This window comes from Capnocytophaga sp. oral taxon 412 str. F0487 (assembly GCF_000271925.1).
In the GTDB taxonomy this organism is placed as follows: domain Bacteria; phylum Bacteroidota; class Bacteroidia; order Flavobacteriales; family Flavobacteriaceae; genus Capnocytophaga; species Capnocytophaga ochracea.
In genome coordinates this window covers 1-1,741 of record NZ_AJZR01000057.1, presented here as the reverse complement: position 1 = coordinate 1,741, position 1,741 = coordinate 1, and the positions used below count along the sequence as shown (strand labels likewise).

The 1,741-nt window shown below is 32.6% G+C and carries 1 protein-coding gene and 1 pseudogene; both read right to left on the bottom strand.

Annotated elements, in window-relative coordinates:
* The coding region (locus HMPREF1321_RS09850; RefSeq protein ID WP_009422458.1) for a hypothetical protein at nt 1-1,336 on the bottom strand (1,336 nt) is incomplete at its 3' end.
* Between the two features lie 47 nt (nt 1,337-1,383).
* Nucleotides 1,384-1,741, bottom strand: a pseudogene (locus HMPREF1321_RS12045) (hypothetical protein); the annotation flags it as partial.

Below are 1,741 nucleotides of genomic sequence, written 5' to 3'. Positions count from 1 at the left end.
CCTTAGTAAATTTTCTTGCGATCTTTCCAGTTACAAAATCATTATATATTTTCCTATAGTCTTCATTGGATAGTAACTTCTTAAGATCCTCATTTATCTGTATTTTAGTTACTTTTCCTACATTTCCAATCCCTTTTCCCCATACTTTCTTAAAATTCTTACTTAGAATGCGTTGTGATTCATTGATTGCTTTATTAGTTATTGCTAAATCCAACAAATCCCCATACATCTTAAAGTATTGGAAACCTAAAAAGAAAGCTGAGGTGGTACCATAATAGGCTACATATTGGCTGTGTCCTCCTTGTATATCTATAGCAGAAGCCTGTCCCGCTTTTTCTCTTCGAGAAATCTCACCTAACCAGTTATTATCTGCTAAGAATGATCGTTTTTCTAAGTCTTTAATACTATAGTAATATCTATCATAAGCTCCTAAAAGCTGAAATGCTGCAATAAAATTATTGCGTTCTTTCAATTTATTTGTAAGAATAAACTTCTTCTCTTCTTTTGTCCTTCTTTTTGCTATAAAAGCTTCTAATGTTTCTTTCTGCTCTTGAGTCAAACATTTAGGACAAGCATCTAATGATGAGTTAAGTACTATTTCTAATGTATTAAGTAATTCATCTATAACTTGCTCGCTGTCTAAATTTGGAATGTTAAAAGTTGTATAATCAAATGAATAGGCATTATAGTATTTAGGAATTCCTTCCCAAGGGTCAAAATTAGAAATAAGTAAATCTACATCTTTTATATAATAAGGCTTATCTTTTTCTGAAAGACGTATTACAAAGGATTCTTTAAAAGCTTTTTCACTAAATATTTTTTTATCTTTTAGTACATTTAAAAACAAGCTTTCTCCATAATGTTCTTTATAATCATTCTTTGATTTATAAAGGAATCCCCATTTTTTCCCTTTTAAGATAGTTGATAAATATTTAGCAAAGGATTCTATCTCCTTATATTCTGCTGAATCTGCAGAGAGCCCTCTCCCTAAAAATAGTTTTATAGTCTCTTCTGAAATTCCTTCTTCTAATAAAGAATTTGATAGCTTTTGTTCTGCACTTTTTATTGTAATGAAAGAAAGACAGTCTACTATTTCTGTTTTTCCTTTTACTGAAATAGTTTTGTCAGAATTCTCTATCAGATATTCTCCTTCATTATTTATCTTTACCCAAACAGCTTTTTCTTTACTTCCTTTTTTGGGAGCAAACTTAGATTTTGAGTAACTATTTATATAATACCCTTGTGGCTTTTGATTTAGAATTGCATAAGAATGATATACTCCTCTATGATTAACCATTCCCAATCTTCCGTAATAAGTTCCTTCTTCCTCTCCCATAAAAGCAACTGTGAAATCTTGAGAAAAAAGTTCTATAGGTTCACCATTTATATTATAAAAGGATAGCCTTTGTCATAAAGTATCTTTCTTAAATTATCATCAATACACACATAATGAGCTTGTCCTTCTCCTACATTTTTACCTTCACTTTGTCCTTGAAAAGCGTATAACTTCACCTTAGGGTCGTTGATTTGCTTCCAGTCGCGGTAGAAGAAGTCTTGCCCCTCATTGTAATCCATTAGAGCAGAGGTTTTACCTTTATCGGCATTTTTACCTTTGAAAGGGTGTTCAAGTTTAAAGATGCCGTGCCCCAGTTCGTGGGCTATGGTGCGGGCTACTCCCTCTCCTTGGGAGAGGGTTGGGGAGAGGTAAACAAAGCCGTATTGCCCACCTAATCGCATATAG